This is a genomic window from Endozoicomonas sp. Z74 (assembly GCF_057680865.1).
In genome coordinates this window covers 69607-96456 of record NZ_JBLYZI010000002.1, presented here as the reverse complement: position 1 = coordinate 96456, position 26850 = coordinate 69607, and the positions used below count along the sequence as shown (strand labels likewise).

Below are 26850 nucleotides of genomic sequence, written 5' to 3'. Positions count from 1 at the left end.
ATTTCTGGCACTGGTGGCTGGCTGTGATACCTTGGTAGACTCACCCCTCATTATTTTGAATTGAACGGGAACAGATTTGTGATCGCCTATCCGGAAATCGACCCCATTGCCTTTAGCCTTGGGCCACTGAGTGTCCACTGGTATGGCCTGATGTACCTGGCCGGTTTTGCCCTGGCGCTGTGGCTGGGAGGCGTTCGGGCCAGAAAATCCAATGGCCTCTGGCAGCCTGAGCAGGTCAGTGATCTGGTGTTTTTCGGTGCGGTCGGGGTAATCCTGGGGGGACGCTTTGGTTACGTGGTGTTTTATAACTTTGACTATTTTCTAAGGGATCCCCTCTGGCTGTTCAAGGTCTGGGATGGGGGGATGTCTTTCCATGGCGGCTTGCTCGGGGTTCTGGTGGCCATGTGGCTCTATGGACGGAAAATCGGCAAACACTTTTTCCAGGTAACGGATTTTATTGCCCCCCTGGTTCCTCTGGGGCTGGGGCTTGGGCGAATTGGCAACTTTATTGGGGGAGAGCTGTGGGGCCGTGCGACTGATGTACCCTGGGCAATGGTGTTCCCATCTGACCCCAGCAGATTGCCCCGGCATCCGTCCCAGTTGTATCAGTTCTTTCTGGAAGGCGTGGTGCTGTTCTCTGTTTTATGGTGGTTTTCTTCAAAGCCCAGGCCGCGAATGGCCATTTCCGGACTGTTTTTGCTGGTCTACGGTCTGGCCCGTTTTGCGGTGGAGTTTGTCCGTCAGCCTGACAGCCAGCTGGGCTTTATTGCCTTTGACTGGTTGACCATGGGGCAACTGCTGTCCCTGCCAATGATTGTTCTGGGCGTCGGCATGATCGCCTGGGCTTACCGCAACAACCCGCTCGACAACGGTATCAATGTTGACGATGCGGCCTGGTTGAAACTGTATGGATCGAAAAGACGATGAAACAATATCTGGACCTGCTCCGTCATGTTAAGGATAAGGGTACGTTCAAATCGGATCGGACTGGGACAGGCACCTACAGCGTGTTTGGTTACCAGATGCGTTTTGATCTGTCAGACGGTTTTCCCCTGGTGACCACCAAGAAGTGCCACCTTCGCTCCATCATTCATGAGCTGCTCTGGTTTCTGAAAGGGGACACCAATATTGGTTACCTGAAAGAAAATGGCGTTCGAATCTGGGACGAGTGGGCAACCGAGCAGGGTGATCTCGGTCCGGTATATGGCAAGCAGTGGCGTAGCTGGGAGGCCCCTGGGGGAGAGGTTGTGGATCAGATTCAGTGGCTGCTCAATGAAATCAAAACCAATCCGGACTCCAGGCGGATGGTGATCAGTGCCTGGAACCCAACTGTCCTGCCTGATGTGGCGTTTTCTCCAAAACAGAATGCGGCCATGGGGCGCCAGGCATTGCCTCCCTGTCACTGCCTGTTCCAGTTTTATGTGCTTAATGGACGGCTATCCTGCCAGTTGTACCAGCGCAGTGCGGATATATTTCTGGGGGTTCCTTTCAATATTGCCTCTTATGCGCTGCTCACTATGATGATTGCTCAGGTCTGCGGTCTTGAACCCGGTGATTTTGTTCATACCTTTGGAGATGCACACCTTTACTCCAACCATCTTGAACAGGCTGAGGAACAACTGGGCAGAAAGCCTTTCCCGTTGCCCCAGATGAAGCTGAATCCGGCCATTGACAGCCTCTTTGACTTCACCATTGATGATTTTGAGCTGGTGAACTACGAAGCTCATCCTCATATCAAGGCAGCGGTATCGGTTTAGCAGCAACCCGTGTACATTGGCAACCGGCTCCATTCCATAAAATGTTTCTGGAATGGTGCAGGTTGTTGCGGAGCACAGCGAGGCACTATAGGTGCCTGGCAGGGCTTTGCGTGGGGAAGGTGAACTGAACTGAACCACTCAGGCTTCAGATTCTCCTGCTGCCTGGGGCAGGTGAAGTTTTCGGAACGCTGGATGGCCTGGTAACACTGTTTGTTCAGCCGGGCTCCGGGGGTGCTGTCCAGGCGGTATCCTGGGAGGCCAGTGTTTCTCATTTGAACCATCATATGGCCACCAAATACCAGACAGTGCTCGACCATAAGGGGGCCTCCCCCCAAGAGGGCTGCCTGGTCATGAGCTTCGGAGATTCCGGTGCGGTCCTTATTGCTTTTACACCCAGTAAACTCCGGCATCTTGAGGAGTCGAAGCAGGGCTTTCAGCTTCATGGAGAATTCGAAGGGACCTTTTTCCATGGAGGCTTTTTGCAGGCCGCTGTTCACCATTTCCCAGAGTTCATCGGCCAGCTTCCGGGCACTGGTCTGTTCATCGGTCGATAAACCGGGCAGTTTCTCCCCCAGCATGCCCTGATGGCTGCCGGAGCTTCCCACAAGCCGGGTCAGGGCCTTCCTGTTGATGGTCATAACGCTCTTCCAGGTGTTGGCGTGCCTGGCCAGCCAGGGTTTAAGAGCCAGCATATTGCAGGGCAGGACAAACATCAGCGGGTTGGCTTTGACCTTCACGGTCAGGGGCTGTCCATTAGATTGTGTGATGGTCAATTCCCTGGGCGTGTTGATCATTGAATCCAGGTAATCATCCAGTTTTTTCACCCATTCTTTTTCATTATCCTGATCCATCAGTTTTGCCAGCAGGCCGTCTCGCAAATGGTCAGGGCTCATCAGGTTAAGATAGGCCAGGTCAAGCTCGATCACATGATCAGGGTCTGTGGCAGCCTGCTTCAACGATTCTGGTTGGCAGTGAACCAGAGTGGCGGTCAGGATTTCATCCAGACGGTCATTGGTCTGGACGGTCTGTTCTTCCCCTTTCGCTTTATAGGCCAGCGGGCATCCCACCCTGATACGCCGGGTGACCACTTCATCATCCACTTCCATGGTATACCCCAGCATATTCACAGCATGCTTTGTATCTCTGAGCATTGAGGGCTGAAAGGTTCCCCCATAGGAATGTTTAAAGGGATCTCTGTCGTTCATTGAAGCATCCGGGGACGGACCATGGAAACGCATATCGGCGGCCGGAGTGTAAGTGAAGCGCACTTTATGCCAGCCATCTTCTTTATAAACATAAAGTTCGCTGGCAAAGCTACTGCTGTCTTTGGAAAGTTCATCAATAAGCCGCTGATCAAATGCCTCGCCGGACAGGCCGTTCTTCTGCCCGATTTTCCTGAGTTTATTTTGCAGTTTGATTAAAAGGGCGACGGCATTTTGCACACAGCCATCAGTGCTACCGTTTGTTGAGGGAATATCACGGTATTTCTGAATGACCTCCATGGCTTGTTGTTTCCCCTTGAAACTGTCAGGCAGTTTATCCGCAACTTTCTGGTGGAGATCGACCTGTTTTAAGTAGTTTGACGGGCTTCTGAAGTCATGCAGAACTGCGGTATCAATATAGTCATTGAGACCCTTGAAGTCAGCCTCAAGTCGGGCCATTGCCTGCCGTAATGGGTCATAACGCGGATCATCGGATATCTGCTCTTTAAAATACGAGCGGAGTTTTTTCAGTTTTTTGGCTTCAAATAGTGCCAAGTGTGGTTGAACAGTCTGTTTATCAGAGCCTTCTGACAGAAACTTCATTTGTATGTGTTCAATAAGGGCTTTCAGGTCACTTTGGCATTGACTCATTGAAGCTTGCACACTGTCTATTTCGACTTCATCAACAGGGGGGGATGGAGGCAGAAAAATCGGAACCTTACTTTTCAGCATGATTGAATGGTCATTCTGCATGGACGTCTCTTCAGGTGCTTTCAGAAGATCGTCATGGAAATCCTCCAGTTCATCCTCACTGTTTTCCAGGGGAGTAATATCAATTTGTTTGTCAGGCAGAGGGCTGTCATATCCACCGTCTGAAGAATCGGAGCCCGGTGGGATGGGCTCAGGGAAATCAAGATGCACATCTTTCAAGGCTGTTACATCACTCTCTGCTCTAGAGGCGCTGGTGGAATTACTGTCAATACCGCTGTCTGGAGCCTGTGGAGCTAACGGTTCAATGTTGATTGGAATGGGTAATTTTCTTTCTCCAGGATTGGCCTGCACCTGAGGAGGCTTTGGAATCGCCAGGCGCAGTTGTCCGCTGTTTTTTTTGTCTATCCAGCTCTGTTCGGCTGGATTGTGCGTTGGTGCGGTGGTGGTTTGAACATGGCGATCTGCAGCCAATTGAGCGGGTCCTGCTGGCTCCGTGTTTGGTGCAGGTGGGCTGTAGCGGCGGGTCGGTGAGAAACTTCGTACAATTCTGTCGTAAATGGATTGACCGGCAGACACTATTTTTTGAAACAGCCATGCCGGAGTTGAGGCAATGGCCCTCAGTACCGTTCGAACGGTTCGAACGAATGAAGACCCTTCCGTAGCCCTGCAGTGTTTCTGATGAAACATACCGGTGGGTGTAGAGAGGCTCTCAGGGGAATCTGGCAGCAGAGGTTCCAGATCCTCAGAACGGGAAGTCGAAGACGGACTGAAAAATGGGATAGTCAATTTCATCTTAAACCTCCCTGTTGGCTTGTCAGGCATCCTTGCCTGGTTTGGTCAATGGTCCAATCGGTATTGATTGAGACGGTTATTTTTGGATTTCCTGATTGTAATAGCCCTTTTCAATAAAAGTCGATACAGAAAACCGAGTTGGTTAGGCATAGTGACCGGCTTGTTATATAGGGGCATCAGGCATTGGCTGCAGGGTATTTCCCATTTCAAGGTTTTCCTGCACTGCCTCCTGGTCATACTCATTCGACGAAAGTCTACTATCGGTTTTGGCCAGATGAATCAGTGCATCCCCTTCATTGGCCAGAGGAAGTTGGTTCAGCCCGATAATCACGCCATCAAAAGGAGCGTAAATACAGGTGGTATCTGACGCATCGAAAGGGTTGACGATGCTGATCAACAGCGTGTCCTTGGTGACCCTCTGGCCTGACTGGGTATGAAGAAGGACAACCCCGTTACCGCTGCTTCGTAACCAGCGGCTCTGGTTGCATTCCCAGGGGGAGATCAGGGGCGGTTTCTGCGAGCGGCCGGGCAGCATTTTCAAATGGCGCATGACTCGAAAGATTCCTTTCAGGCCCAGCCGGATGGAGGCCTGATCCAGTCGCAGGGCTTCCCCGGCTTCGTACACCAGCGTGGGGATTCCCTGCTCATGGGCCGCATGGCGGAAGGAACCGTCCCTCAGGGCTGAGTTCAGAATAACCGGAACACCGAATGCCCTGGCCATGGCCAGGCAATAGCCATTGCTCAGGTCGGTTCTCAGTTGTGGCAGGTTGGTTCGGTGAATGGCTCCGGTGTGGAGGTCTATGGCAAAGTCAACCTTGGGTAGGAGATGAGAGGTAATCCTCTCGGCCAGTCTGCCGCCCAGTGATCCTTTGCTGGAGCCCGGGAAACAACGGTTCAGGTCGCGCCGGTCGGGGAGGTAGCGGATCTGATGGATAAAGCCCAGCTGGTTCACCACTGGAATGACAATTAACGTTCCCTGTATTTTTGCAAGATGTCGGTGGCCAAGCAGCTGCCTGCAGATCTCTACGCCATTCAGTTCATCGCCGTGTATGGCGGCAGTGACCAGCAAGCACGGACCCTGCTGTTTTCCGTGGATGACCTCCATTCTCAGGTCAATGGGGGTGTCCGTGTAGAGCCGGACCACGGGGATAGAGAGGTGTCTACGGGTACCCGGTTCGATGGTCTGCCCAAGTAACTCGATGGATTCTGCTTTTGCCATTGGTGTGTCTCGCCCTGGCGTATTTCTGGCAGGGTATGATTTTGATTATGGAGGGTACTTAACCCTGAGTGCGTGAATGTCTGTTTGAACGACAGTGGTTTTTTTCTACGAATTCAATAATGCAATTGGCTACATCGTTGGCTGTGGCGCTCTCAATCCCTTCAAGGCCGGGTGAAGAGTTGACTTCCATCACCAGGGGGCCACGGTCTGACCTGAGAATATCCACCCCAGCCAGCCTGAGCCCCATGGCTTTTGCCGCCTTGACGGCAGTGGTTCTCTCATCCCGGGTTAATTTAACGAGGCTGGCACTGCCGCCACGGTGGATGTTGGAGCGAAACTCTCCTTCCGGAGCCTGCCGTTTCATCGCCGCGATGACCCGATCTCCAATAACAAAGCAGCGGATATCGGCACCACCCGCCTCCCGGATGTATTCCTGAACCATGATATTGGCCTTTAACCCCATAAAGGCTTCCAGCACACTTTCTGCGGCCTTTCGGGTTTCGGCCAGAACCACCCCGATGCCCTGGGTGCCCTCAAGAAGCTTGATGACCAGGGGGGCTCCCCCCACCAGGTCAATCAGGTCGGGTATGTCTCCCGGGCCACTGGCGAAACCGGTAATGGGCAGGCCAACACCTCTTCGGGACAGCAGTTGCATGGAGCGCAGCTTATCCCGGGAGCGGGCAATTGCCAGGGATTCGTTCAGGGAGTAACAGTTCATCATTTCAAATTGACGAAGTACTGCCGTTCCATAAAAAGTGTTGGATGCCCCGATTCGGGGAATAACCGCATCATAGCGGGGCAGTTCAATCCCTTTCATATGAATGCTGGGGTTCTGGTCATTGATATTCATATAGCAGCTTAAAATATCAATCACATCGATGGTATGGCCTCGGGATTCTGCCGCCTCAATAATACGGCGTGATGAGTATAAGCGCTCATTGCGGGACAGCAGGGCTATTCGCATGGGTAAAACTCCGGGGTATGGAAGGTGAGAATAAGTCCTGCGGCACTCTGGCCTGCCAGGGCGAACCAGAATCGAGAAAGCCTTTTGCAGGCAGGTCGGGACCTGTCAAAAAAGGCTGACGAAGAGTCTGGTTCGCCCTGGAGGCCCCGAAGGGCAAGCTAAACAGCCTGCATCTACTGTGTTGAAGTTTTTGTTAAGGGTTACGGCCATTAACTGCAAACTTCGCCCTTGTGCCCTATGGGTATTGTATCTGCAGGCTGTTTAGCTTGCAGAGCACGCACAGGACTTAATCGCACCTTCCTTATCCTGCGTCCAGGCTATGAACGCTGATGCTTTAGAAAAAAGGGATTAAGAGGGCCCGTGTTTTAATTCCCGGAATGGAAACCAAAAACGGGCCTCAGGGTATTAAAGTAATCGTTTCTGTTGAATGCACCGGTTTTTTTACTCTACAGTGATTCAAGTCAGTTAGAACCCGGTGTCGATTTAACAATGGCTTGCCGTAAAATGATTGTTTGGCAAGCCGATGAATAAACGATGCATCTACTTGTGTTACTACCAGTGGTCCAATACAAGAGTGTTGTCGTCAAGTAGTTTTCTTAAATTACGCTGCTCCAGATAAAGCTCAGCCCTGGCTCTTTTTCTTTCAAGGGATGCGGCACGGGAGCGCTGCTGTTTTTTTACTCTGGCGGATTTTTCGAATTCTGCTTCGAAATCAATATAGTCTTCCATCTTTGCCTGCTCTGAATGTCGGTTAAGACAATAGCAAACTGCCTGGATTTCAATGCAGCCAATCAAGCTTCACTGTTTTTGATCCGGCATTGCGCGCTAATTTCTGGCAAAAGCTTTTTTGAGTCAACAAAAAAAATCGGGAGCAATGAAAAAAAGAGTAATGCGCTGAGAACACTGGAGTTCAGTGATCGTTTCTGAAGCCTTCTGCTTTTCTGTGGTTCTGAGTTTTTTGTTTTGATGACCGTTTTCAGCGTTTTTTTCTGAGGCTGGGCAGACCCCTATTCAGGCCAGAGGCTGTTTTGGGTATCCTCACTGCCGGGGCTAATGGATAGTCGCTCTTTTCTTGCACTTCTTGATACAGATTCCTCAGATATGTCAGCCAGCCACCTGCGTTACCGGCTTCGAAGTTACTGGGCCAATGATCGAATTCATAACAGTGTCAGGGTTCTGATTGCCCTGGCGGGGGTTACCCTGCCTGCCTGGTATTGGGGAGCCAACCATGAGATCACGCCGCTGGTGCTGGGTATTATTGCCGCTGCCTTGGCAGAAGTGGATGACAATCTGACCGGCAAGCTCAAGTCCCTGGTGATGATGTTGCTGTGCTTTCTGCTGGCATCTGTATCCATTGAGCTGCTGTTTGACTGGCCACCTCTGTTTGCCATTGGACTGTTCACTTCGACGTTTGGCTTCATCATGCTGGGGGCCATGGGTACCCGTTATGCCAGCATTGCTTTTGCCTCTTTGCTGCTGGCGGTTTATACCATGCTGGGAGCCCATAACAGCCCCAACCTCTGGTATCAGCCAACGCTGCTTTTATCAGGGGCACTCTGGTATGGCCTGTTGTCGCTGGTCTGGCATATTCTCTGGCCCAATCGACCGGTTCAGCAGGGTCTTGCCGGTGTGTTCACCGAACTGGCCGCTTACCTGGAAAGCAAGAGTCAGTTATTTGTGCCTGTCTCGAACATGGATCCCCAGCCCATGAGGTTAGTGGCGGCCGGGAAAAATGCCCGGCTGGTGGCCGCCCTGAACGCTGCCAAGGCAACCTTGTTGAGCCGGGTCAGAAGGCATCACTCCTCCCGGCAGCAGGCATTGTTGCAGACGTATTTTCTGGCCCAGGATATCCATGAGCGGGTCAGCTCTTCCCACTATCGTTATCAGGATCTGGCCAGTACTTTCGGCCGCAGTGATATTCTGTTTCGTTTTCAGCGGGTGTTAATGGCCCAGGCCCGAGATTGTCGGCACATTGCCCGGGCACTGGCTATGGGAAAGCAATACCACCATGGCAAAGAGAGCGCCTGGGTATTGGACGAGCTTCAGCATTCCCTTGACCATTTGAAAAGCCTGCAGGAGGCTCAGCCGAACCCTCAGTGGCGTTCCCTGTTGATTCAGCTGGATTATTTGTTTAATAACCTGGCGACGGTTGAGCTGCAGATGTCGACAGTGGGCAATCCTGAGCCTGGTCAAAAGAGTGAAGAAGAGGAGCTGGCGGATTTTGAGCCCCGGGGGATCAGGGCAATGCTCCGGAGGATACGGGGAGAGTGTCACCGGGACAGCCTGCTGTTTCGACATGCAATTCGTCTTTCCATCGCCCTGACCGCCGGTTACGGGATCATTCAATTCCTGCATATGGAACGTGGATACTGGATTCTGTTGACCACCTTGTTTGTTTGCCAGCCCAATTACAGCGCTACCCGTCAGAAACTGACCCAGAGAGTCCTGGGAACCCTTGGGGGACTGTTGCTGGGAATGCCTCTTCTGTATCTTTTTCCGGGCCAGGAGGGACAGTTGGTGCTGATGGTTCTGGCCGGGGTGCTGTTCTTCGCCTTCAGAACCGTGCGTTATGATGTGGCCACTGCCTGTATCACACTGCTGGTTCTGTTCTGCTTTAATCAGCTGGGTCAGGGATTTGCCGTCATTCTGCCCCGCCTTGGGGATACCCTGCTGGGTTGCCTGCTGGCGGTGATAGCGGTCAGTTTTATTCTGCCCGACTGGGAGTCCAGGCGACTGAACCGCATCATGGCTTCCGCCATTGGCAGTAACCGGGAATACCTGGCCCAGATTATCGGTCAGTACCAGAAGGGCAAGCATGATCATCTGGCCTATCGAATTGCCCGCCGGAGTGCCCATAACACCGATGCCCGCCTCCATACCGGTATCAGTAATATGCTGTCGGAGCCAGAGCGGTTTCAGGTGGCCAGCGATGAGTGTTTCCGGTTTCTTACCCTGAGCCATGCGATGCTGAGCTATATCTCGGCACTGGGGGCTCACCGGTCAAAGCTGGCAACCCCTGATGCACGACAGCTGGTTAATGAGGTCTATCAGCTGATTGATGGTCACCTGTTGATTCTGGAAGGGCAGCTCACCGGAGGACGCCAGGATACAGATCAGGTCTCTGACCTGGTTTTAGAGGATAAGCTGGGGCATTGGCATGAAGAAGAGAGTCTGCCGGTCCGAATGATTCTTCAGCAGTTGCATCTGATCCATATTATGTTGCCGGAGCTTCACGCTCTTGCGGTTACGCTTGAGCCAAAGTTTAACGGAGCGAGTCAGGCAAAGGTGGGGCAATAAGCAGCGGGGTGAAGAAAGGCTGCGACCAGATCGCAGCCTTCAGCACGGATTAACCGGCCAGTTGTTCTGAAAGGTTAATCAGAACGTTTCTCAGCAGCTGGAGCCTTGGGCCGATGGAGTCCAGCACCAGGAACTCATTGCGGCTGTGCATGCCACCGCCAATGGGACCCAGGCCGTCAACGGTGGGAATACCCAGAGAACCGGTCAGGTTGGCATCAGAACCACCGCCTACGGCCTGCCAGGTGATGGGCAGTCCCATATCCTGTCCGCTCTTTTCAATCAGCGCCATCAGCTTTTCACTGCCTTCATTGGGAGTGAAAGCGGGTTTGTAGGCATCCCGGGACAGGCCGATCTCAATGCCTTTCAGGCTTGGGTTTTCCTGGAGTTCGGCAATTTTCTTTTCCAGGAGGGCGTAATCGTCATTATCCCAGAAACGGATATCCAGAACCGTTGACGCATAATCCGGTACCACGTTACCGGCAGAGCCGCCTTCAACGACACCGAAGTTGAGGGTGGTGCCGGTTTCAAAGTTGGTTTCCCGGTTCAGGGTTTGAATCCAGTGAGCCAGTTCGGTAATGGCGGAAATCCCTTTTTCAGGCTCGTTACCGGCGTGGGCCGCTTTGCCCCGGAATTCAATTTTGTAAGAGGCCATGCCTTTACGGGCCTTGACCAGAGAACCGTCGGCACGGGCAGCTTCTCCCACCAGAACGAAGCGGCTCTTTTGGGCGACACTTTTCAGCCATTCACCGGAATAGATAGAGCCCACTTCTTCGTCGGGGTTCATGCAGACGCAGATGCGCAGGCGGTCAGCAACATCTTCAGGCAGCAGGCTGATGGCCTTGAACATGTTCAGGAGGCCGGATTTCATATCGGCCACACCGGGACCGTAGGCTTTTTCACCGTCCTGGCTGAAGGACCATTCGGCGATGGTGCCTTCCGGGAATACGGTGTCCATATGACCGATCAGCAGAATATCGTATTCTTCCGCTTCGGGTTTGTTGGTGGCCAGAAGTCCGGGTCCCACTTTTTCGCCCAGATCGTGGCGCTCTACCTGCCAGCCAAGGCTCTGGTATTTTTCGGTCATCAGGTCGGCAATCTGGTGAACTCCGGCGGGTGTCCAGGTGCCGCAGTCAACATTGATCAGGGGCTTGAGTTCAGCCAGGTACTGTTCGAGGTCGAATGGGTGTGAAGGGTTTTGTTCTGTCATGTTTGTCATGAAAAATACAACATTGGGTTGATTGAGTGTTCTTTGTTCGCTGAGAGCATTTGTATCAAAACTTGGTACGATTGTGTTGGTCATTAAGTAGAAATGCGGATCAGTAATTTCCGATTACTGATTACAGATTAAAAGCTGTCAGGGTGTCTCAATGAAACTTTATGCAAGGCGACAGGGGCAGGGGGCGGATGTCGTCAGTCTTCATGGTCTGTTTGGTTCCCAGGAAAACCTTGGGATGATCAATCGCGGACTGTCGGAACGGTTCTGTGTTCATGGGCTGGATGTTCGAAACCATGGACGTTCCCCCCATGATTCCGTGATGAATTATGAGGCCATGGCCTTAGATGTGCTTGAGTACATGGATGATCATCAGCTGGATAAGGTGAGTCTGGTAGGGCACTCCATGGGCGGGAAGGTAGCCATGACCCTGGCGCTGATGGCTCCGGAGCGTATCCAGCGGTTGGCCGTGATTGATATTGCCCCGGTCGCCTATCAGGAACGTCGTCATGACCGGATCCTGGAAGGGCTGTCCTCTCTGGATTTATCAGGCATCAGTAGCCGTTCAGAAGCAGAAAGACACCTTCAGGCCTATGCTCCGGAACCGGATATACGGCAGTTTCTCCTGAAAAACCTCTACCGGAATGAGCAGGGGGGGTATGCCTGGCGGATGAACCTGGGCACCATTGTTCAGCACTATGATGAGGTGATGGGTCAGGTGATAGTAGCTCAGAGTTCTGCCACCGGTTTTAATGGCAAAACCCTGTTTATCAAAGGGGGAGAGTCCGATTACATTCAGCCGGAACACCGTGAGTCTGTGCTGGCTTTATTTCCGGCAGCCAGTGTCAAAGTAGTACCGGGGGCCGGTCACTGGCTTCATGCCCAGAAACCGGAGCTGGTGATCCGTATGTTGCACCGGTTTCTGGCTTAGTGCAGGAAAGCGTAAGAGAAAAGCACGGCTTTTGTTGCGCTTCGTTGTGCTCAGCAGCAACCTACTGCATTCCTGAAGTTGTTTCTAAACGTAGGTTGCAGCTGAACGTAGTGAAGCGCAACTGAAAAAGACACAGAAGCGATCGGAGCCCCGCCATCACAGAGAGAGTGTTTGGGTACCAGTGTTGTCTTGCACTAGACCACATCGGGCTGGTTTTCCGGAGCTGCGTCTATGAATGGCTGCAGACTATTACAGTGCTGGTATATCGCCCGGATGCGCGGATAGGCGGTCATATCTACCTCAAACCGAAGTGCATTGAATACCTGGGGAACCAGACAGATGTCGGCAATACTGGGCTGTGGGGAACAGCAGAACCGCTGTTCATCAAGCTGCTGTTCCAAGGCTGAAAAGCCCAGTTCAATCCAGTGGCGGTACCAGGTGTTTCTGGCGTCCTTGTCCATACCAGATTCTGTTTCCAGATACTTCAGAACCCTGAGGTTGTTGACCGGGTGGATATCACAGCTGACCTGAAAGGCCAGACTTCGAAGCCGGGCTTTCTGCCAGCTGTCGCCGGGAATGATAGAAGGCTCTGGGCAGGTTTCTTCCAGCCATTCCATTATTGCCAGTGACTGGGTCAGTATGCCCTGTTCAGTCTCCAGGGCAGGCACCAGCCCCTGGGGGTTTTTGGTCTTGTAGGTGTCTGACTGCTGCTCACTCTGTAACAGATTGACAGGGCGTTGCTGGTAATGGATACCCTTCAGGTTCATGGCGATACGAACCCGGTAGGCTGCCGAAGAGCGAAAATAGGAGTAGAGGCTGACGGGTTTCATGGGGTGCTACTCTCCGGGCTATCAAGAGCAGGCAGGACCGTCGCGCGGACTTCACCAAAACCAATTCGGGCATGACCCGCTTTTTCACACCATCCTTTGAACGTGACGGTATCGCCGTCTTCCAGGAAGGTGCGTGTTTCGCCATTATCCAGGGAAATCGCCTGTTTCCCTCCCGCGGATAGCTCCAGCAAAGAGCCGGCTTCTTCCGCTAAAGGCCCGGACTGGGTGCCGCTGCCAAACAGATCTCCCGGCTGAAGGTTACAGCCATTGACGGTGTGGTGGGCCACCATCTGACTTATGGTCCAGTACGAGTGCCGGAAACTGGACTGGGATAGTTGAGCGGGTGCTTTTCCCTGCTTCCCCATGGTTTCAGTTAACAGGTGGGCGGACAGCTGGATGTCCAGGGCGCCCTGTTGCCGGTTGTTTGAGGACTCCAGGTAGGGCAGGGGCTGCGGGTCGTCTTCCGGGCGGTTAAAAGCGGTTCGATAGGGGGCCAGGGCTTCCAGGGTAACAATCCAGGGAGACACCGTTGAAGCGAAGCTTTTCGACAGGAAAGGTCCCAGGGGTTGATACTCCCAGGCCTGGATATCCCTGGCAGACCAGTCGTTAAACAGGCAAAGGCCAAACACGTGCTGGTCCGCCTGATCCATGGGGATTGGAGAGCCGGAGGCATTGCCGGTGCCAATAAAAATCCCCATTTCCAGTTCGTAATCCAGTCTTTTGCAGGGACCAAAAAAGGGCCGGTCTACATCCGGGGCTTTGGTCTGTCCCATGGGCCGGTGAAAGCGGTGGCCGGATACCTGAATGGACGACGACCGGCCATGATAGCCGATGGGAACCCATTTATAGTTGGGCAGCAGCGGGTTGTCCGGACGAAACAGTGAGCCAACGCTGGTGGCGTGATGAATGGAGGTGTAGAAGTCGGTGTAATCACCAATCCGGCAGGGCAGTGAATACTCAATATCATTGAGAGGGATAAGGCAGCTGCGAAGTATTTTCTCTTCTTCAGCCCCGGAGCGCAGGGCTCTGGACAGGGCCAGACGAAGCGCTGACCAGTGATGAAAACCGAGCCCCATGAAGCGGTTCAGGGTAGTTTCACAACACGCTTCCAGAGCCTCGGCAGCGGCTTTTATAAATAGAGAGCTTGCGATTAACTCCGAATCGCGTATGGCGCAGAGGTCAACAACCTGATCGCCAATGGCCACTCCTCCTCGGAACGGTTCATTGCGGTTCCTGCGTTTGAAGACAGCAAACGGCAGGTTCTGTATGGGGAAGTCACACGCTTTCCGGTTGGCAGACTCCAGCCAGGAGGTAAGGCTGGCGTCGTGTGTTTCATTGAGAGATAACATGGTTCCAAACGCTCCTGTTTTAATCGCTTTATTGGGGCTGTTTATGGAGAAAATTGTTTTTGCAGACCGCTCCAGCAATCAATGTAGTCTTTCTGTCGAGCCTCCGTTTTTAAAGCAAAGTCTGTGAGGGAGTAGGCATAACGGGACTCAAACATAAAGGCCAGGGTGTTTTCATAACGCTGGGGTTTGAGCTCCGCGGTGGTGGCTTTGTTGAACACCGATGCTTCCGGGCCATGGGGGCTCATGCAGTTGTGCAGGCTGGCTCCTCCCGGAACAAATCCCTCCTCCTTGGCGTCGTAAATACCATGGATTAACCCCATAAACTCGCTCATCACATTGCGGTGATACCAGGGGGGGCGAAAGGTATCTTCTGCCACCATCCAGCGGGGTGGAAAGATGACGAAGTCAATATTGGCGATGCCCGGGGTATCGCTCTGGGAGGTCAGGACGGTAAAGATGGAAGGGTCGGGGTGGTCGTAACTGACGGTATTGATCACATTGAAACGGGAAAGGTCGTACTTGTAGGGGGCTGAGGTGCCTACCCAGGCCACGACATCCAGGGGGGAGTGATTCAGCTGGCAGGTGAAGAGGTTTCCGGAAAACTGGGTGACCAGCTCGAATGTATCATCAATATCTTCATAGCTGGCCACCGGGTATTGAAAGTCCCGGTCATTGGCATACCCGTTGGCGCCCACAGGCCCCCGTTCTGGCAAGGTCAGGGGGGCGCCATAGTTTTCACAGATATAGCCCCGGGCCTGGCCATCCGGAAGCTGGATCTGAAATTTGATGCCCCTGGGTACCACCAGTATTTCACCGGGGTTGATATGAAGGTGACCCATTTCGGTTCGGGCCAGAAGTGCGCCCTGCTGGGGGACTAACAGAAGTTCACCGTCGGCGTTACAGAAAAAGCGGTTCGCCATATCCTGGTTGGCCTGATAAAGATGGATGGCCGAGCCGATCTGCTGCTTAAGGTCGCCATTGACCGCCAGAGTGGTCAGGCCGTTAATGAAGTCTGTTGGCTGGTCACTGATGGGGAGGGCATTCCATCGCATCAGGTTGGGGAGGGGAAGGGCTTCAGGGAGAGGGGCGGATCGCAGCAGGCCGCAGTCGATGGGCTGGTAATCCCCCTGAGCGACGGATGGTCGGATCCGATAGAGCCAGGTACGGCGGTTCTGATGTCTGGGGGCGGTAAATGCGGTGGTTGAGAGTTGTTCGGTATAGAGCCCAAGAGGCGGTGTTTGAGGGTTAAATCGGCCCCTGGGCAGGGCTCCGGGGACGGCTTCGGTTTCATGCTCATTGCCAAAGCCGTGGAGATACTGGAATTCTGAAGATAGCACCATCTGTCATGACTCCAATTAAGTTTATTATGAAAATGCAGTCGTTTCTGATGCAGCTGTTATTATTCGGGAGCGGCATTTTCCGCCCATGACTGCCTTGTTGAACTCCATCTTACTATGGAAGTGGGGATGCTTTCATTGCTCAATAAGGTGTCTGGAGATAAACAAAAAAATGCCACAGGTGAGTGGCATCTTGAAGGGAGGGCTACTTAGGTCTAGTGGGGCCGGGTTTGATCGAAATCATCAAGCTCATCATCGTCATCAAAGTCGTCGTATCCATTGGCAATATTGCGCCGGAGTTTGCTTCTTTCAAAATAATCGTCAATTCCCTGGCGGATGGTCGAGGATTTCAGCGATTTTTTCTTCTCTTTGGCTGACTGGGCTTTTTTAAGCTCCTGTTTGCTGTTCCAGAAAATATCGTCCTGATCGTCGTGGTACATAGACCTTACCCTGGTCATAACTGCGTCCTTTGTTTACTGCTCCTGATATAAATCTAGGAAAAAATAACGGGTTCCTTCTAATAAAAAATCGATATATAGCGCAGCTTCTTTACTATGAAAATGCCGCCGAGCCAGGCTCTGTAACTATCTTGATTAGCCCGAAGGTGAGCGGCATTTCCCTATAGCTGCTGGATTATCAGTAGCCATTGGAGGTCAGATCCAGGTTCATCGGGTAGTTCTCCAGTCGAATTACCTGGCTATCCATCCGGCCATCGGACCAGAGATCCAGAAGTCTGAAGCCTGGGGCGTTCTGGTTGGCCTGGAACTCATCGGATTCAGGGGCAAACTGCACACAGGTGGAAGGGGTTGCCATGACTGGAAGCCTGCCCAGCCGGTAGAGTCTTTCCTGGTGGACATGGCCGTGAACCAGACCTCTCACATTGGCGTGTCTGTCCAGTACCCGGCACAGCTCATGGGTGTTTTTAAGCCGGATTTTATCCATCCAGAGGCTGCTGATGGGGGTTGGATGATGATGAAGGGCCACCAGGGTGTGTTTGTCCGGGTACTGGCTCAAGTGCTGGTCAAGCTGATTCAGCTCACTGGGTTGGAGATAACCAAATACGGCTCCGGGCACCCGGGTGTTCAGCAGTATGACCTGCCAGTCGCCAAGGTCAACCCGTTGTGCCATTGCGGATGGATTGACGGCTTCCATAATGTCCGGTTCATCATGGTTTCCGCATAGCCAGAAATAAGGGGCGTTGATGCCGTCCAGTCTTGCTTTCAGGTGCTGGTAGGAGGCAGTGCTTCCGTCCTGGGTCAGATCTCCGGTGACCAGCAGGCAGCGAATGTCGGAGTACTCTTGTCTGATACGCTCTAGAATGGCGTCCAGAGTGGCTGAAGTATTGATGCCCATCAGTTTGTCAGCCGTGCTGGCAAAAAGGTGGGTGTCGGAAATTTGCAGGACTCGAGTTCTGGCAGTGCTCATAATTAGCCTTAACCGGTATTTATTATCCTGGTGTCCCAGTTCAGAGCATTATATTAGCCTGCCTGTATTCACAATTAAATGGAGGAGGTAGCACTTTGGGGCCTTGTTCCTGTTCCCTTCATCTGAGGGGAACAGGCTCTGGAATGAGACCACCGGAATGGCAGTAGTCGAGCCATTCGGCCAGAAACCGGTTGTGTTGTTCTTTTTCATCGGGCTGGTGCATTTTCGGGTTAGGGTAGGAGTACAGGGGCTCCAGTCTCTGGCTGTGTTTTCGAAAGACAACTTCAGCCATATTGACATCGTGATACAGCCGGACCTCTGTTTCGGGGATGGCAAAAGAGTGGTTCCAGCAGGTCTTCATTGTGATACGGATCAGTGTGGTAAATGGAGAGCGCTGGATAACATCAACCTGTACTTCTTCTCCGGTTGGCTGCTCAGAAGAATGACCGTGATGAACCAGCAGGCGATGATGATCTTCCTTATGAAGGTTGGGCAGTAATTTGATCACCCTCTGATAGTTCGCTTCGCACAGCAGCTGGAGGCGGACAAGATTGATGCGATAGGCAGGCTTAAGTGCATGTGGATTCATGGCCTTCATTATATACCCTTCGAACTTGAAGGGGCAGAAGGTGTTGCTCTTACCAGACCGCGAGAGGTCTTTCCTTCTGGTCAAACGCTACTGGGCTTGTCAAAGCCTCTGGTAGCTGGCGCAAAATACACCGATGGCGATTTTTACGGGAATCGCCAAAAAGCTGCATTTTTTATGTAAATTAGTGTAGATTTCCCAAGGTTACTCTTGAGCCAGGCTTTTTTATCCCCAAACATAGGGGCTGGTGCGACCAGGCCCGGCATTACGAAAATACATTATCGAGTCTGGAGAGTGGCCGGATTTTCCAATCCATTCTGGCTCAGGCGGTTGAGGTCTGAAGCTGGCTCGAGTGGAATGGAAAATCTCACTGGCTTATGGCTTTTTACGGTTGGCTGTTATTGTCTGATGGCCCTTAACCGGTTCGGGCTGTTTGAAGATTACCCCCAAGGATCACTGGATTATGTCACACAACAGGCGTAGAGGATTTCTGCTGGCAGCTCTGGCTGGAGCTGTTTTCAACGTTCATGCGGCTCCGGCGGAATACAACCTGCTGGACGTTTACAATATGGCCCTGGAAAATGATGCCCAGCTGGCCGCAGCCAAAGCTTCCATGCAGGCCACTCAGGAAGGTGTCAGCCAGAGTCGTGCGCTGTTATTGCCAAATCTGGCACTGAAAGCAAATACTCAGTACAACAAAAATTCCGCTGAAACCACGACGGGTTCAGACAGGAAAGATAACTATAACTCTTATGGCTGGGGGGCGACCCTGAATCAGCCCCTCTTTAACTTGAACAGCTGGTTCAAGGTGGATCAGGCCAAGGCGACCAGTGCCCAAGCTGAGGCGGTGTTTGCCAGCGAGCAGCAGCAGCTGATTCTGCGTGTCTCCGAAGCCTATTTCAATGTGCTTAAAGCGGAAGACACATTGATGACGGCCAAAGCCCAGGAAAAGGCGGTCAAGCAACAGCTGGACCAGGCCCGGGAGCGGTTCAATGTGGGACTGATTGCAGAAACCGATGTTCTTGAAGCTCAGGCTGCTTATGACAATGCCCGGGTCGCCCGAATCCAGGGAGAAAACCAGCTGTCCGTCAGTTATGAAGGGTTAAGGACCATTGTTAACCACGATGTGACGGCCATTGCCAAGCTGGAAAAGTCCATGCCAGTATTGGCTCCAGTGCCAACGGCTGCTGAAGAGTGGGTAAATAAGGCCGTCAATAATAACCTGAGTCTCAGAGCCTCCCGGGAAGGCCTGAAGGCATCTGAAGATAATCTCAGGGCGACCAAATCAGGGCATGCACCGACGCTGAATGCCTTTGCCAGCTATAACTACAGCTCTTCTAATGCCGAACAGCTGGATCCCACCAGAACAGGGGATGGAAACCAAACCGTCGTCGGTGTCCAGTTCGATCTACCGATTTTCTCCGGAGGAGCGACCAGCTCTGCTTCCCGTCAGGCCGGTTACCAGCTGGAACAGGCCCAGCAGAATTTCGACAAGCTGCTGCGTGAAACCAACTCCAATACGCGCAACCTGCTGCGGACCGCTACTTCCGATGTGGAACGGGTACAGGCCCGTTGCCAGGGCATCACTTCATCGGAAAGTGCCCTGAAGGCGACCCAGAGCGGTTATGAAGTGGGCACCCGGAACATCACCGATGTGCTGGACGCCCAGCAGAAACTGTACTCTTCCACCAGTGACTATCTGAACACCCGTTACGAGTTTATCGTGAACACCCTCAAGCTGAAGCAGGTGGCGGGAACCTTGAGCCCTGGGGATCTGGAAGAGTTGAATAAGTGGATGACCGGCGCTGCTTCCAGTGAAGAGCTGTCTATTCCAGCGGAGTGCCGCTCCAGCTGACCGGTCACTGCAACAGAAATACATGAAGGCTTTCCTCCCTGCCCGGAAGAGGAAAGTCCTTCTGCTATACCCTTCTCCTATACTTAGCTCTATTGAACTTCTCCACTCCTTCCACCGGGTACCCTCATCATGGATGAATCAAACCAGCTTTTATTAAAAAACCGTGAAGCAACGCTCAAGTCCTATGTGGACAGGGGCTGCTCCCTGGCTGAGGCCTTTCTCAAGACGTTCGCTGAACATGATCTTTCGGACCAAAAGCCGGTGATCGACAGTATTCTCAGAAAGTTCTCCATACCGGATCTACAGATAGGTACGGACTATTTTTTTGCGGATGGCAGCCGGCTGAATATTGACCCTGGTTTTGATTCCATGCTGGCCACAAAGGGAGTGGGAATTGCCTCCCGGCGGGGGGTATAGGTGGCAACCCTCTGGCTTTGGTGGGCTGATCAGGAAGGTGGCAGAAGTCGCTCGATCTGATCCATCACTTTGGCCAGTGCTCCCCGGTTTTCAGAGATAAAGTCCTCAGCGGCATGGCTCATCTGTTCATACACCCCTTTATCCTCAAGAAGATGAGTCACTGTCTCTGCCAGTTCATTGCTGCTTTCTATGATTTTCATGCCACCCGCTTTGACCAGGGCGTGGCTAATTTCCTCAAAATTGAAAATATGGGGGCCAGATAGCACTGGCAGCCCCAGGGCCGCTGGTTCGAGCATATTATGTCCTCCCACGGGCACCAGACTGCCCCCCACAAAGGCCAGATCGGAAGCGGCCAGAAACTTCATCATTTCGCCCATTGTGTCACCCAGAATTACCCGGGTACCGCGGGGAACGTCACTTCCTTCGCTGTGCCGTGCCACGGAAAGCTCATTGTCCTTGATCAGTTGAAAGACATCATTGAACCGTTCAGGGTGTCGGGGAACCAGCAGCAAGCGCACCTCCCGGTGGACATGGGTAATCGTCTTAAAAGCATCAACTACCGGCTGGTCTTCCCCTTCATGGGTGCTGGCGGCGACCAGAATACGGATATCACTCCCCATACTGTTCTGCCATTGTGATCGGAGAGCTTTGCCCTGTAGCAGGGTGTCTGTATCCACCTGTAGATCAAACTTTATACTTCCAGTGACGCTTACTTGTGGCTTTGGAATGCCCAGTTCAAGAAAACGACTGGCGGTTTCCTGACTTTGTGCGGCCACCATGCTGACTTTCTCCAGCATACGCCGGGACAGACTGCCAAACCGGGCATACCCCCGGGCAGAGCGTTCCGAAAGTCGGGCGTTGGCCACCATAACCGGAATGTTCCTGTTATGGCAGGCGGCGATGGTGTTTGGCCATAACTCCGTATCAATCACCACCGCCAGTACCGGACGGGCACGGGTTAAAAAACGTCTGACAGTGCCAGGCAGGTCGTAACAGGCGTAGACATGCTCCACCGACTCTCCATGAAGCTTGCGAACCTGCTCCGACCCTGTAGGTGTCATGGTGGTGATCAGGATACGGTGATTCGGGTACTGGTTTTTCAGCTCCCTGACCAGAGGAGCGCTGGCAATGGTTTCTCCAACCGAGACCGAATGGACCCAGATCAGGGGCTTTTCCGACCGGGGGAGTTGTATCCAGCCAAAGCGTTCCATGACACGCTGGCCATAGGCCGGCGCTTTCCGTGAGCGCCAGAAAAGACGCCCGATAACCAGGGGAGTAATGAGATATAACAGCAATGAATAGAGGAAACGATTCATGCACCAGCGCCAGTTTGATCGATGAAACCGGTTATCTTAACAGATTGGTCGAGCTCATATACACGTTTGTCTCCTGTGGAGATCACGGTATATCAACCTCAGGGATAACGCGGGCTACTGCTTTAACACGGCTGTGTGCAGTTCATTGCGGAAGGCTCTGGGGCTGCAATCAAACTTCTTGCTGAAACTCTTGCTGAATTGAACCGTGTCGGAAAAACCGATCGATGACGCGATCTGTGAAAGCCCCCCTCCCAGGGCAAAAACATGATCAAGAATCAATCAGTCCAAGCACTTTCATCATATAGTCTTCATCCCAGCCACAGGTTTTACGTTTGTTCTTGATACCAGCCTTCACTGAAGTATCAAGCTTGAGAAGGTTGAGTGTCACCTGTCGAACAACTGCCAGGTTCTCAGCAGCAAAGCCTTCCCTTGCCCTGCAACGGTCTTCATCGAAAGCAACGTCCAGAACCCAGTGCAACTGGTTCTCAACCAGCCAGTGCTGTCTGGTAGCCTGCAGAACCACTTCGGCACAAAGTTGGCGACTGGATACGAAGTAGCGGATCAGCGTGCTACCTTTGCCTTTCTTACAACTATCCAACTGAATAGCCGCTATGGTTTTCGCTCCCCATGCGGCAGCACTGGAACCTTCCTTGATGTCATGGGTGACCCAGCAACGCCGGTGCTCTACACGGCCATGCGCTTTGCCTTCCTGCTCAGAAAAGTTCTGATCTGGCGCGTCTTCAGGGTTGGCTTGCCAGTATTGATCAAAGATACGAGTGATTTCACCATAGAGTTTTTTCTGGTTGCCTTTAACGGCCAGTAAGTAGTCCGCGCCTTTTGTCAGGATCGCCGTTGCAATTTTTTCCTGGCAACCCATGGCGTCAATGGTGACCAGACAACCGCTGAGTTCAAGCAGCTTGAGCCGTTCAGGTATAGCGGTAATTTCATTGGATTTGGCATCGACTTTATACTGCCCGAGGGATAGTCCGGCTTCCGTGCACCAGGCATTGAGCATGTGTATGGCGTCTTTACCCTTGTTCCAGGCTGAGCCTTTCACCGTCTTGCCATCAAGGGCAACGATTCTGCTATCTGATAGCTCCAGACCAGACAGTACGTCTTTGATCCATTGGATAAAAATGGAGCGAAACTCTTCAGGCTTAAGGGCTGCAAAAATACGATTAAACGTGATGGCTGCTGGAATTCCACCGGGTAGCGTCAAGTGTTTACGAAACCAACCCTCTTTATGTTCAGCAAACAGGCGAATGCTGTTCCAGTCGTCGGCACCGCAAAGAATGGCACAAACAGACATGAACATAACCTCAGCGAGTACATGTGTGGTTTTTTTAGGGTCTCGCTTGTCAGTGAGCGAGGAGAACTTGGAAAACAGGGCTTTTGCAGACATCGAAGACAGGAAAAACCCTGATTATACAGGCTGTTTCTTGACGGCGCTGTTCAATTGGTGATCATGTTTTTGCCCTGGCCCCCCTCCTTATTGCTTTAGCTTTGGCTTGATGGGACGTTGATACAGGACATGCCACTTTCCTTCTGCGTGAATGACAAGGGAAAGGGTGGCAGTCAGTTTAAAGTTTTTGAAGACGCCTCATAATGAATGGTTATTCAGGAGAGGCTATGGCGCCCAGAACTTCCCCATTAGAAGTGACCATAAATGACTGTCCTGGCTGAACTTTTTTTAAATAACTCAGCAGTTTTGCCCGTAATTCGCTGATATTGATTTTTTATATGGGGGGATTGTACATGGATTTCGTACGAAATAGCTGCCTCCTGATGTCATTATCAGGACTGGATAAATAACGAATTCTATTTTCCTATTGGAAGGACTAGCATAACGGCATTACTGACGGCTGCACTAGTGCTCAGGGAGGTTACTGTTCCCAGAGTAACGTTGAAGGACAAAGAGGTTGAAAAACTGGCAAGTGAGCTGATGCTCAATTGACTGAGATTAGCAATTGAAAGTGATAATTCTGTTTCTTTAACGGGAGCCCAGCCATACGATTGATAACGGAAAAGATTATTTCTAAAATAAGTATTAACGGCTCTTGTCTGCATAATTCTGCTTCTACTACCGAATGCTTTATGAACTGAGCGTTTAAAATCATAGTATTGTTTTTGTTTTGATATGTCTGATAAGCTTCTCATTGTATCATGTTTGTGGTTGTGTTCAAAGCGTTGTAGAGATTTAAGGTATTTGTTGACTCGATATGATGATGGCTTTAAATTTGGGTGGCGATTTAGGCTTGATTTGTTTAGTTGCCTCATGCTCTCTTTGAAGTTTTTCATGTTATCTAAATATGAACCTTTTACATTTCCCGTTTTAGGGTCGAGCCGAGGACTAATTGGAATGTCACCCCAGTCAACCTCAAATTGAGGTCTTCTTATGAGATGATAAATAAGTGTGGGTAATGCAGCTTCAGTAACACTGGTTGATAGGAAATCATCAACAATTGGAGAGCGATGTTTCTCAATAGAAAATGGCATTTCAATTGCCGCCATAAGATCCAGCTTTAATCTTGAAAAATCATTCCAGTAATCATCTTTAAAAACCATTGATGTGGTCATGGCTTTTTGTAATTTTAACCATTGGTTTGCTGAGTTTCTTATTGTTTCTCGGTCAAAATAAGCAGCTTCGCTGCTAACTAGGCTAGTTAATACTGCATTGTGTAATACAGTCTCGTATAAAATACTTGCTTTAGCCTCTGCTGTAATAAACTGACCAATATTATCGAATGAGACCTCATTGAATGAAGCGTATAATCCTTGTTCTAATAAGGCGATAATGTTTGTTAGAAGATTACCTGCATTATTAATTTGTGCTTCATCAGCAAGCCCGTCAAAAAGTGCATTTTGGACAGCGTTAACCAGTGTTGCAAATTCTCTTTGCTCAATAGTCGTAAGTGCGCCAAGCAGATCGATCATGAATAACCGGTTTACCGTATGAAAAATTGTTGCTGCAGTAATCCAGTCTTGACTGAACTCTTTATCGGATACCTCTGAAAAATGGCGTAATAAAACTCTAAGTTTTTCCAATAGTAAGAACTTACTGGATACGATCTGTTCAATTGCAGTTTTTTTATCTGAATCTGTTGTTTCAGATAAAAGCCTCTGAATTGCCCAGGACTCGTTGATTTCATCACGTATGCCCTCCTTGGTTTCATAACCATGATGAATTCCTTTAAAAATTTGAGCCTGTAATGTTCGTATTGAATCAGCAGCTCTTAAAAACAAGAGCTGATCGCTTGATTTTAAAGGTTCATCGGAACGATAAGAGCTCATTGTTGATAAACGTGATTGATTTACTTTAAAGGCAACTTTGCCTTCGTCAATGTAAAATTTACCTTTAAATCCTTTTTTGACTCCGCTGTCTCTGTTTTCAAAACGGTAATTTACATCAAATTCTGACCACTCAAAGTGATCAGAACCTCCTTCTATCTGTTGTAACGTCAGGATGTCTTGAAAAAAATCATGTTCTAGTATGGAGTTGAATTTAGTAGTTTCATCATATTTGAATGTTGTGGATGATGTCCCACAAAACCAGCTGTATTTATATATATATAGTGACATATTTCTTGGAAGTTCTGGAAAGGTTCTGACATACATTGTCATTAAATATCTGAATACTTGTCTTCCATACTTTACAATATCTGTGTCATATATTGGGTGGGGGGCTACCCGCCATTCCGGACTTAAAAAACCATTAGTTCTTAGGTGTTCTATGTCCAGCTCAGCAGCAAAGAGTAAGCGATTTGCTTCATCAATCTGATTATTAAAATAGTCTCCAAGCTTATCAAGGTAGCGGTTATATTCCACTTGGAATGTTAGTAGCCTTTCTTTGCTGGTCTGATACAGTGCCCGGATTTTACCACTCTTATTTATGTTGAAACACCCTGCATCATCAATAGCCTGATCAAGCATTTTAAAGAAGTTTTGTTGGTTTTTTCTTTGATGTTCTCTGTGCACCTCAACGGATATAGCATTTGCCTGAGTGAATGAAAGGGCTGTAGCAATTAAAAGAATGATATTTTTGACTTTCATAGAAAACACCATTGGTTATTTATTCTTAAGATGAATGTAAGTGCAGATGTAAATATCGTGATTGAATTGATGGCAGTGGTAGAGGCTGAATTTTCGTATTCCTGATGGATAGGAGGTTGTAATTGATTATTACTAGTTGAAGGTAAATATACTTCTAACCCTGCGTCTGAAGTTGCTGCTTCAGTCGAAGAACCAAATTTATCGAATAAAGATGTGCTCGTGAATACCCTTACATCACCTTTCTCGCTGATTAATATCATAAACTGGTTTTCATGTCCCGCGTACAACACATTCCAATGTTGATATGATTGATGTTCAATTCCTGCTGTTCTGTTTCCATAAACTGCCATCGAACTGTGATTCTCATCGGAAATGTTAATTTTCAGTACACTGAGATCACAGTTATAGAGACTGCAATCCGCAAGAGGGTATGAAAGGGTAAAGTTAACAACGACTTTATCACTATGCTGACATGTGGGAGATGAAAAAATAGTTGAACGTTCCATATGTTGAACGAATTTAGAGTAAGTTGTTAATTGAGCTTTACTACCCGTATAGCCTTTGAGTTTGATCATTATACCATCATTTCCCTTGGATAATTGGCCTGACTCTGGTATGCCATGCAAGCAAGGGCTGAGAAGCACTGTGGCAATTTCGCTCCATAAATTGTCATGGGTTTCTCTATATGCATACTTTACTTCGCCATTTCTTTGTATCAGCAAAAGTGATAAGGTTGTTTCATCTTGAAAGCAGGCTAACTTGGACAATCCTCTATCGGTGATTTTTTCTAAAAACTCTACTGAATCGTCTTCTAGATTCCATATGGCAAGAGATGACTGTGCGTGGTCATGGACAATGATATGACTTTCATCGCAGAAAGCAACGGCATTCATTGTAGAAAAGGTTCTTTTATCTGTTTTTTGAAAGTATTTTGATTTTTTGTAGGAGAGCTCAGTCATTACCTCTTCAAAGAGATTGACCCTGTTTTTTTCAAGAATAGCGACTCTTTGTTTTGACTCGCTAACATCACCCTGCTTGCTTTTATGACTGTTCAACCAGGTGGCTGAACGATACCTAGCTGCCAAGTACCAGTCCAATAAGTTATCTCTCAAGTGAGTATGGGCTACTGCGAAGCCCATGAATGCATTATCAATATCAGAGGTTTTATTGTTATAACCTAGGCTTATGGATGTCGTCTGGAAACCTGTTGTTGTTGGGCAAAAATGAACGGCTACTGTAATGCATGAATCGCTGTCAAGGGTAATACGATCTTCAATCATATTACTGAGCATAAACGCACTTCCTCCATAAGTATGGATGGAGTCGAGTGCTTCTGAATCATATTCATAGTTACTTCTTGCATTGAGACAGAATCTGAAATGTCGAAGAGTTGAGAGGGTCGGAGTGCAGTTTGTAGCGACTTCCATTATGCCAGCTTCTTGCAGCCAATATTTTTCAAAGGTGTCTGACAGGTTATGGGCACTGGCTGTTTGGTTGATAAAGGTGAAATTAAATATAAACAATAACGTTGTTATAATAAAAGCGCTTTCTTTAAGCAAAGCTCTGTTGTTTGAAATTGATTTATTCATGGTAAAATAT

General features: G+C 50.3%; 22 protein-coding genes. 6 read left to right on the top strand and 16 right to left on the bottom strand.

The window, feature by feature from the left end:
- The first annotated feature begins 78 nt into the window (after nt 1-78).
- Complete coding sequence (gene lgt, locus ACNRUY_RS00845) at nt 79-927, top strand: prolipoprotein diacylglyceryl transferase (protein WP_488109742.1); 849 nt, start codon at nt 79-81, stop codon at nt 925-927.
- The gene (locus tag ACNRUY_RS00840; protein WP_488109741.1) at nt 924-1757 is read left to right on the top strand and encodes a thymidylate synthase; all 834 of its coding nucleotides are present in this window, start codon (nt 924-926) and stop codon (nt 1755-1757) included. The genes lgt and ACNRUY_RS00840 overlap by 4 nt, the downstream gene beginning before the upstream one ends.
- Here the strand turns inward: ACNRUY_RS00840 and ACNRUY_RS00835 are convergent.
- From ACNRUY_RS00835 to ACNRUY_RS00820, 4 genes are all read right to left on the bottom strand, one after another.
- Nucleotides 1754-4462: an inositol phosphate phosphatase SopB gene (locus ACNRUY_RS00835; RefSeq protein WP_488109740.1), complete on the bottom strand. Its 2709-nt coding sequence runs from the start codon at nt 4460-4462 to the stop codon at nt 1754-1756. The genes ACNRUY_RS00840 and ACNRUY_RS00835 overlap by 4 nt on opposite strands.
- Nucleotides 4463-4625: 163 nt before the next feature.
- Nucleotides 4626-5681, bottom strand: coding sequence for a succinylglutamate desuccinylase/aspartoacylase family protein (locus tag ACNRUY_RS00830; protein ID WP_488109739.1), 1056 nt, complete (start codon nt 5679-5681; stop codon nt 4626-4628).
- Between the two features lie 58 nt (nt 5682-5739).
- Nucleotides 5740-6645 (bottom strand): 30S ribosomal protein S6--L-glutamate ligase, encoded by a 906-nt coding sequence (gene rimK / locus ACNRUY_RS00825; protein WP_488109738.1) that lies wholly within the window; start codon nt 6643-6645, stop codon nt 5740-5742.
- 552 nt (nt 6646-7197) lie between these two features.
- Nucleotides 7198-7374, bottom strand: a complete 177-nt coding sequence (locus ACNRUY_RS00820; protein ID WP_488109737.1) for a PA3496 family putative envelope integrity protein — start codon at nt 7372-7374, stop codon at nt 7198-7200.
- Nucleotides 7375-7746: 372 nt separating this feature from the next.
- Here ACNRUY_RS00820 and yccS point away from each other — a divergent pair, with 372 nt between their 5' ends.
- Entirely contained in the window at nt 7747-9942 is a 2196-nt protein-coding gene (gene yccS / locus ACNRUY_RS00815) for a YccS family putative transporter (RefSeq protein WP_488109736.1), read from the top strand.
- Nucleotides 9943-9991: 49 nt separating this feature from the next.
- Here yccS and ACNRUY_RS00810 read toward each other — a convergent pair whose 3' ends face one another.
- Complete coding sequence (locus ACNRUY_RS00810) at nt 9992-11158, bottom strand: M20 family metallopeptidase (RefSeq protein ID WP_488109735.1); 1167 nt, start codon at nt 11156-11158, stop codon at nt 9992-9994.
- Between the two features lie 151 nt (nt 11159-11309).
- Here ACNRUY_RS00810 and ACNRUY_RS00805 point away from each other — a divergent pair, with 151 nt between their 5' ends.
- Nucleotides 11310-12086 carry an alpha/beta fold hydrolase gene (locus tag ACNRUY_RS00805; RefSeq protein ID WP_488109734.1) on the top strand — a complete coding sequence of 259 codons (777 nt, stop codon included), beginning with the start codon at nt 11310-11312 and terminating at the stop codon, nt 12084-12086.
- A gap of 194 nt (nt 12087-12280) precedes the next feature.
- Here the strand turns inward: ACNRUY_RS00805 and maiA are convergent, their stop codons facing one another.
- From maiA to ACNRUY_RS00775, 6 genes are all read right to left on the bottom strand, one after another.
- Complete coding sequence (maiA, locus tag ACNRUY_RS00800) at nt 12281-12916, bottom strand: maleylacetoacetate isomerase (protein ID WP_488109733.1); 636 nt, start codon at nt 12914-12916, stop codon at nt 12281-12283.
- The gene (gene fahA, locus ACNRUY_RS00795) at nt 12913-14265 is read right to left on the bottom strand and encodes a fumarylacetoacetase (RefSeq protein WP_488109732.1); all 1353 of its coding nucleotides are present in this window, start codon (nt 14263-14265) and stop codon (nt 12913-12915) included. Before fahA ends, maiA begins: the two co-directional genes overlap by 4 nt.
- A gap of 41 nt (nt 14266-14306) precedes the next feature.
- The gene (hmgA, locus tag ACNRUY_RS00790; protein ID WP_488109731.1) at nt 14307-15605 is read right to left on the bottom strand and encodes a homogentisate 1,2-dioxygenase; all 1299 of its coding nucleotides are present in this window, start codon (nt 15603-15605) and stop codon (nt 14307-14309) included.
- Nucleotides 15606-15817: 212 nt separating this feature from the next.
- A complete protein-coding gene (locus ACNRUY_RS00785; protein ID WP_488109730.1) occupies nt 15818-16060 on the bottom strand; it encodes a PA3496 family putative envelope integrity protein in 243 nt (80 codons plus the stop codon).
- A gap of 178 nt (nt 16061-16238) precedes the next feature.
- On the bottom strand, nt 16239-17027 hold the full coding sequence (gene cpdA / locus ACNRUY_RS00780) for a 3',5'-cyclic-AMP phosphodiesterase (RefSeq protein WP_488109729.1): 789 nt from the start codon (nt 17025-17027) through the stop codon (nt 16239-16241).
- Between the two features lie 118 nt (nt 17028-17145).
- Nucleotides 17146-17625, bottom strand: a complete 480-nt coding sequence (locus tag ACNRUY_RS00775) for a DUF1249 domain-containing protein (protein ID WP_488109728.1) — start codon at nt 17623-17625, stop codon at nt 17146-17148.
- Nucleotides 17626-18076: 451 nt separating this feature from the next.
- Here ACNRUY_RS00775 and ACNRUY_RS00770 point away from each other — a divergent pair, with 451 nt between their 5' ends.
- Nucleotides 18077-19468 carry a TolC family outer membrane protein gene (locus ACNRUY_RS00770; protein WP_488109727.1) on the top strand — a complete coding sequence of 464 codons (1392 nt, stop codon included), beginning with the start codon at nt 18077-18079 and terminating at the stop codon, nt 19466-19468.
- A 129-nt stretch (nt 19469-19597) separates the two neighbouring features.
- A complete protein-coding gene (locus ACNRUY_RS00765) occupies nt 19598-19885 on the top strand; it encodes a hypothetical protein (protein WP_488109726.1) in 288 nt (95 codons plus the stop codon).
- A 29-nt stretch (nt 19886-19914) separates the two neighbouring features.
- Here the strand turns inward: ACNRUY_RS00765 and waaA are convergent, their stop codons facing one another.
- The 5 genes from waaA to ACNRUY_RS00740 form a co-directional block, all read right to left on the bottom strand.
- Nucleotides 19915-21201 (bottom strand): lipid IV(A) 3-deoxy-D-manno-octulosonic acid transferase, encoded by a 1287-nt coding sequence (gene waaA, locus ACNRUY_RS00760; RefSeq protein WP_488109725.1) that lies wholly within the window; start codon nt 21199-21201, stop codon nt 19915-19917.
- Nucleotides 21202-21469: 268 nt separating this feature from the next.
- Nucleotides 21470-22603, bottom strand: a complete 1134-nt coding sequence (locus ACNRUY_RS00755; protein WP_488109724.1) for an ISAs1 family transposase — start codon at nt 22601-22603, stop codon at nt 21470-21472.
- A gap of 211 nt (nt 22604-22814) precedes the next feature.
- A complete protein-coding gene (locus tag ACNRUY_RS00750) occupies nt 22815-22928 on the bottom strand; it encodes a type II toxin-antitoxin system prevent-host-death family antitoxin (protein WP_488109779.1) in 114 nt (37 codons plus the stop codon).
- A 91-nt stretch (nt 22929-23019) separates the two neighbouring features.
- The gene (locus tag ACNRUY_RS00745) at nt 23020-25251 is read right to left on the bottom strand and encodes a hypothetical protein (RefSeq protein ID WP_488109723.1); all 2232 of its coding nucleotides are present in this window, start codon (nt 25249-25251) and stop codon (nt 23020-23022) included.
- Nucleotides 25248-26840 carry a hypothetical protein gene (locus ACNRUY_RS00740; RefSeq protein ID WP_488109722.1) on the bottom strand — a complete coding sequence of 531 codons (1593 nt, stop codon included), beginning with the start codon at nt 26838-26840 and terminating at the stop codon, nt 25248-25250. Before ACNRUY_RS00740 ends, ACNRUY_RS00745 begins: the two co-directional genes overlap by 4 nt.
- Nucleotides 26841-26850: the final 10 nt, after the last annotated feature.